The 5,134-nt window shown below is 35.6% G+C and carries 3 protein-coding genes; all 3 read left to right on the top strand.

Annotated features, from left to right (window positions below):
• Positions 1 to 172: 172 nt before the first annotated feature.
• The 3 genes from ACIR131C_RS0109670 to ACIR131C_RS0109660 all read left to right on the top strand — a co-directional run bounded on the left by ACIR131C_RS0109670 (position 173) and on the right by ACIR131C_RS0109660 (position 5,108).
• On the top strand, positions 173 to 439 hold the full coding sequence (locus ACIR131C_RS0109670) for a hypothetical protein (protein ID WP_028090031.1): 267 nt from the start codon (positions 173 to 175) through the stop codon (positions 437 to 439).
• Between the two features lie 24 nt (positions 440 to 463).
• Positions 464 to 4,018, top strand: a complete 3,555-nt coding sequence (nifJ, locus tag ACIR131C_RS0109665; protein ID WP_028090030.1) for a pyruvate:ferredoxin (flavodoxin) oxidoreductase — start codon at positions 464 to 466, stop codon at positions 4,016 to 4,018.
• 70 nt (positions 4,019 to 4,088) lie between these two features.
• Positions 4,089 to 5,108 carry a dihydroorotate dehydrogenase-like protein gene (locus tag ACIR131C_RS0109660; RefSeq protein ID WP_028090029.1) on the top strand — a complete coding sequence of 340 codons (1,020 nt, stop codon included), beginning with the start codon at positions 4,089 to 4,091 and terminating at the stop codon, positions 5,106 to 5,108.
• The last annotated feature ends 26 nt before the right edge of the window (positions 5,109 to 5,134 follow it).

Here is a 5,134-nt window from a genome sequence, read left to right as displayed (position 1 = left end):
CCACAGAGGCACAGAGGTCACGGAGAAATGAGGATTTGAGAGATATTTTGCGTAAGTCCTGGTATGGTAGGAAATTGGTTTGAATATTAGCCAATAGATAGATTAAAATTATGATAATTTTTGCCAAGCTAGAAGGGAAGCGGGGTTATCTCTTTAATTAAAATATAAAACAATGGCTAAAATATTACAGTGCAATGCCGATATTTATCAAATTGATGTCAAGTTGCTTCTGGAAGATATGACTCCAGAGGAAACAGAAGTTTTTTTGGGGGGTTATTGCTATATTGATTTATTCAAAAATAAGTTAAAAAAACAAAATATCGTTGGAGATGATAAATACAGCAACCAGAAAATTAACAGTGTAGATAATTCCAAAAAAACTTACTTTAATGGGGTATCTATACCCAGAAAAGGAAACACTGTGATTATATACGAATAATATAAAGATATAAATAATATAAATATGAAAAATAAAATTTTTGCCACTATAGACGGTAATGAAGCTGTTGCTAAGGTCGTTTATCAATTAAACGAGGTAATTGCTATTTACCCTATTACACCATCTTCACCTATGGCTGAATGGTCTGATAGTTGGATGAATGAGGGAAAACCGAACATTTGGGGAAATGTTCCCTCAGTGGTGCAGTTACAGAGTGAGGGGGGGGTTGCTGGTGCTGTACATGGGGCTTTACAGACGGGTTCGCTGACAACAACATTTACAGCTTCCCAGGGATTGATGTTAATGCTCCCAAATATGTATAAAATTGCAGGAGAGCTTACACCTACAGTATTTCATATTGCGGCGCGATCGCTGGCAGTACAAGCGCTCTCAATTTTTGGAGATCATAGTGATGTCATGGCCGCGAGAAGTACCGGTTTTGCTATGTTGTGCGCTGCTTCTGTACAAGAAGCCCATGATTTTGCCCTTATTTCTACACGCGCAAGTTTAGAATCACGGATACCTTATTTACATTTTTTTGATGGTTTTCGCACTTCTCATGAAGTAGATAAAATAGAAATATTAACAACTCAAGACTTACAAAAATTCATTCCCATAGAGTTAGTAATTGCCCATCGTTTACGAGCTTTAACACCTGATAACCCGGTATTACGAGGAACGGCACAAAACCCTGATGTTTATTTTCAAAGTAGGGAAACGGTAAATTCTTTTTATTTAGCTTGTTCAGATATTACTCAAAGGGTCATGGATGAGTTTTTAGAAATGACGGGAAGAGAATATAAAATATTTGATTATTATGGACATCCAGCAGCAGAAAAAATCATTATTCTCATGGGTTCTGGTTGTGAAACTGTCCAGGAAACTGTAGATTATCTCAACCAACGCGGGGAAAAAGTTGGAGTAATCAAGGTGAGATTATATCGTCCTTTTGATGTCCAAAAATTTATTAATTCTCTGCCGAAAACTACCCGCAGTATTGTGGTTTTAGATAGAACAAAAGAACCGGGTGCTATTGGTGAACCTTTATATTTAGATGTGGTGACAGCCTTAGCAGAAAACCAAATTAATCAAATTAAAGTTGTTGGTGGTAGATATGGTTTATCATCTAAAGAATTTACACCGGCGATGGTAAAAGCAGTATTTGATAATTTAGATATTGACATCCCGAAAAATCATTTTACTATTGGCATTAATGATGATGTTACACATACTAGTTTAGGATATAATCCAGAATTTAATATTGAAGCGGATAATATAGTCACGGCAATTTTCTACGGTTTGGGTGCAGATGGTACAGTGGGTGCAAATAAAAATTCAATTAAAATTATTGGAGAAGAAACTGATAATTATAGTCAAGGTTATTTTGTTTATGATTCTAAAAAATCCGGTTCTGTAACCGTTTCTCATTTGCGCTTTGGATCTGAGAAAATTCGCTCTCATTATTTAATTACGAAAGCCAATTTTATCGCTTGTCATCAATGGGATTTTTTACAAAAATTTCCGGTCTTAAAAGAGATAATTCCTGGTGGTACTTTTTTATTAAATGCACCTGATCATCAAGATGAAATTTGGAATAAATTACCAGCTTCTATACAACAAGAGATAATTAATAAAAATATCAATTTTTATGTGATTAATGCCTATAAAGTCGCTCGTGAAGCGGGAATAGGTGGACATATTAACATAGTTATGCAGGTTTGTTTCTTTGCTATTTCCGGTATTTTACCAAGAGCAGAAGCTATTGCTAAAATTAAGGAATCTATCCAGAAAACCTACGGTCAAAAAGGTGAAGAAATTGTCGAATTGAATATTAAAGCAGTTGATAAAACTCTGGAAAATCTTCATCAGATTATAGCCAAAGCAGCAAAAACAGAACTATCATCTATTTCCGAAAATATACCAGATTTTGTTCATAATGTATTAGGTAAAATCATAGCCCGTCAAGGAGATGATTTACCCGTGAGTGCATTACCAATAGATGGTACATATCCCACAGGAACATCTAAATGGGAAAAACGCAATATTGCAGCAGAAATTCCTGTTTGGGATAGTGACGTTTGTATTCAATGTGGTAAATGTGTAATGGTGTGTCCTCATAGTGTAATTCGCGCTAAAGTATATGCAGCAGAAGCATTAGAAAATGCACCAAAAACTTTTAAAAGTACAAATGCGAAAGAACATGATTGGCATAATTTAAAATTTACCATTCAAGTAGCAGCAGAAGATTGTACAGGTTGCGGTATTTGTGTTGATATTTGTCCTGCAAAAAATAAGGCTGAACCTCGCAGAAAAGCCATTAATATGGAAGCACAAAGACCATTGCGAGAACAAGAGCGAGAAAACTGGGATTTCTTCTTAAATCTTCCTAACCCAGATCGAAAAAATTTGCAGTTGCATCATATTAATCAACAACAAATGCAAGAACCTTTATTTGAGTTTTCTGGTGCTTGTGCGGGATGTGGAGAAACACCCTATATTAAATTAGTAACACAATTATTTGGCGATCGCATGATCGTCGCTAATGCCACCGGTTGTTCATCTATCTATGGGGGTAATTTACCCACCACTCCTTGGACAAAAAACGCCGCAGGTAGAGGTCCAGCATGGTCTAATAGTTTATTTGAAGATAACGCCGAATTTGGGTTAGGTTTTCGCATTTCTATAGATAAACAAGCAGAATTTGCAGCCTATTTACTTCAACAACTTGCACCAGAAATAGGTGAAACTTTAGTAACAGATATCCTCAATGCTGAACAAAAAGATGAAGCAGATATTTATGAACAACGAGAACGAATTTCTATTCTCAAACAAAAATTAGATCAACTTCTTGAATCTATAACCAAAAGCAATCTCAAATCCCAAATCCAAAATTTAAAATCCTTAGCTGATTATTTAGTCAAAAAAAGTGTTTGGATCATTGGTGGTGACGGTTGGGCTTATGATATTGGTTATGGTGGTTTAGATCATGTAATTGCTAGTGGCCGCAACGTTAATATTTTGGTATTAGACACAGAAGTTTATTCTAATACTGGAGGTCAAATGTCTAAATCTACTCCTAAAGGTGCAGTTACAAAATTCGCAGCAGGTGGTAAAAGAACAACTAAGAAAGACTTGGGTTTAATGGCTATGACCTATGGTAATGTTTATGTTGCTAGTGTAGCAATGGGTGCAAAAGATGAACAAACTTTAAAAACTTTTTTAGAAGCTGAAGCTTATAATGGTCCATCCTTAATTATTGCCTATAGTCATTGTATTGCTCACGGAATTAATATGAGTACAGCAATGCAAAATCAAAAAGCCGCTGTGGACTCTGGACGCTGGTTATTATATCGTTATCACCCCGACCGCATTAAACAGGGGAAAAACCCCCTACAACTCGATTCTCGCACTCCTAGAATACCAATAGAAAATTCCATGTATATGGAAAATCGTTTTCAAATGTTGACGAAAATTAATCCAGAAACAGCAAAACAACTCTTAAAAGAAGCACAAGTTGATGTTAACAATCGGTGGCAAATGTATCAATATTTAGCCGCAGGAAAATTACAGGAAACCTAAATCAGAACTCAGGAAAATGAAGAAAATCATTAAATTACCAAATTATTAACCCAAATTATTAACCCAAATTATGAATTTAACTACCACATATTTAGGCTTAGAATTAAAATCACCTTTAGTTCCTTCCGCTTCTCCACTTTCACGGGAAATTGATAATATTAAAACCATGGAAGATATAGGCGCTGGTGCTGTAGTTATGCACTCATTATTTGAAGAACAATTAACTTTAGAAAAATCCCAACTTCATCATCATCTCAGTTATGGTACAGAAAGTTTTCCTGAAGCTTTAACCTATTTCCCCGACATAACTAATTTTCGGGTAGGACCTGAAGAATATTTAGATCATATTCAGAAAGCTAAAGAAACAGTAGATATTCCCATTATTGGCAGTCTTAATGGTTGTTCTGTTGGCGGTTGGACTAAATATGGTAAACTCATGCAAGAAGCGGGGGTATCAGCACTAGAATTAAATATTTATTATGTTCCTACAGACCCAGATTTAATAAGTGCAGAAATTGAACAGAATTATATTGATATTCTCACATCTGTGAAAGCCGCAGTCACCATTCCTGTAGCTGTTAAACTCAGTCCCTATTTCACTAATATGGCAAATATGGCCAAACGTTTAGATCATGCCGGTGCTGATGGTTTAGTATTATTTAATCGCTTTTATCAACCAGATATTAATTTAGAAATTCTAGAAGTTGAACCTAATGTATTATTAAGTACCACCCAAGCCATGCGTTTACCTCTGCGCTGGATAGCCATTCTCTATGGTCATATTCACGGTAGTATCGCTGCAACTAGTGGTATTCATAATGCTCAGGATGTAATTAAAATGCTGATGGTCGGCGCAAATGTTACTATGCTTTGTTCTGTATTATTGCAGAGAGGAATTACTTATATCCAGTGTTTAGAAAAAGACCTGCGTGAATGGATGGAAATACACGAATATCAATCTGTACAACAAATGCAAGGTAGTATGAGCCAGTTAAATTGTCCTCATCCAAGTGCTTTTGAACGCGCTCAATATATGAAGGCTTTACAAACTTATAATCCAGATTCTCGTAGAGTTTATACAAAAAGTTAGGTAATAGGTAATAGGTACAGGACTTG

The organism is Dolichospermum circinale AWQC131C (genome assembly GCF_000426905.1).
GTDB lineage: Bacteria > Cyanobacteriota > Cyanobacteriia > Cyanobacteriales > Nostocaceae > Dolichospermum > Dolichospermum circinale.
This window is presented reverse-complemented; position numbering and strand designations above follow the sequence as displayed.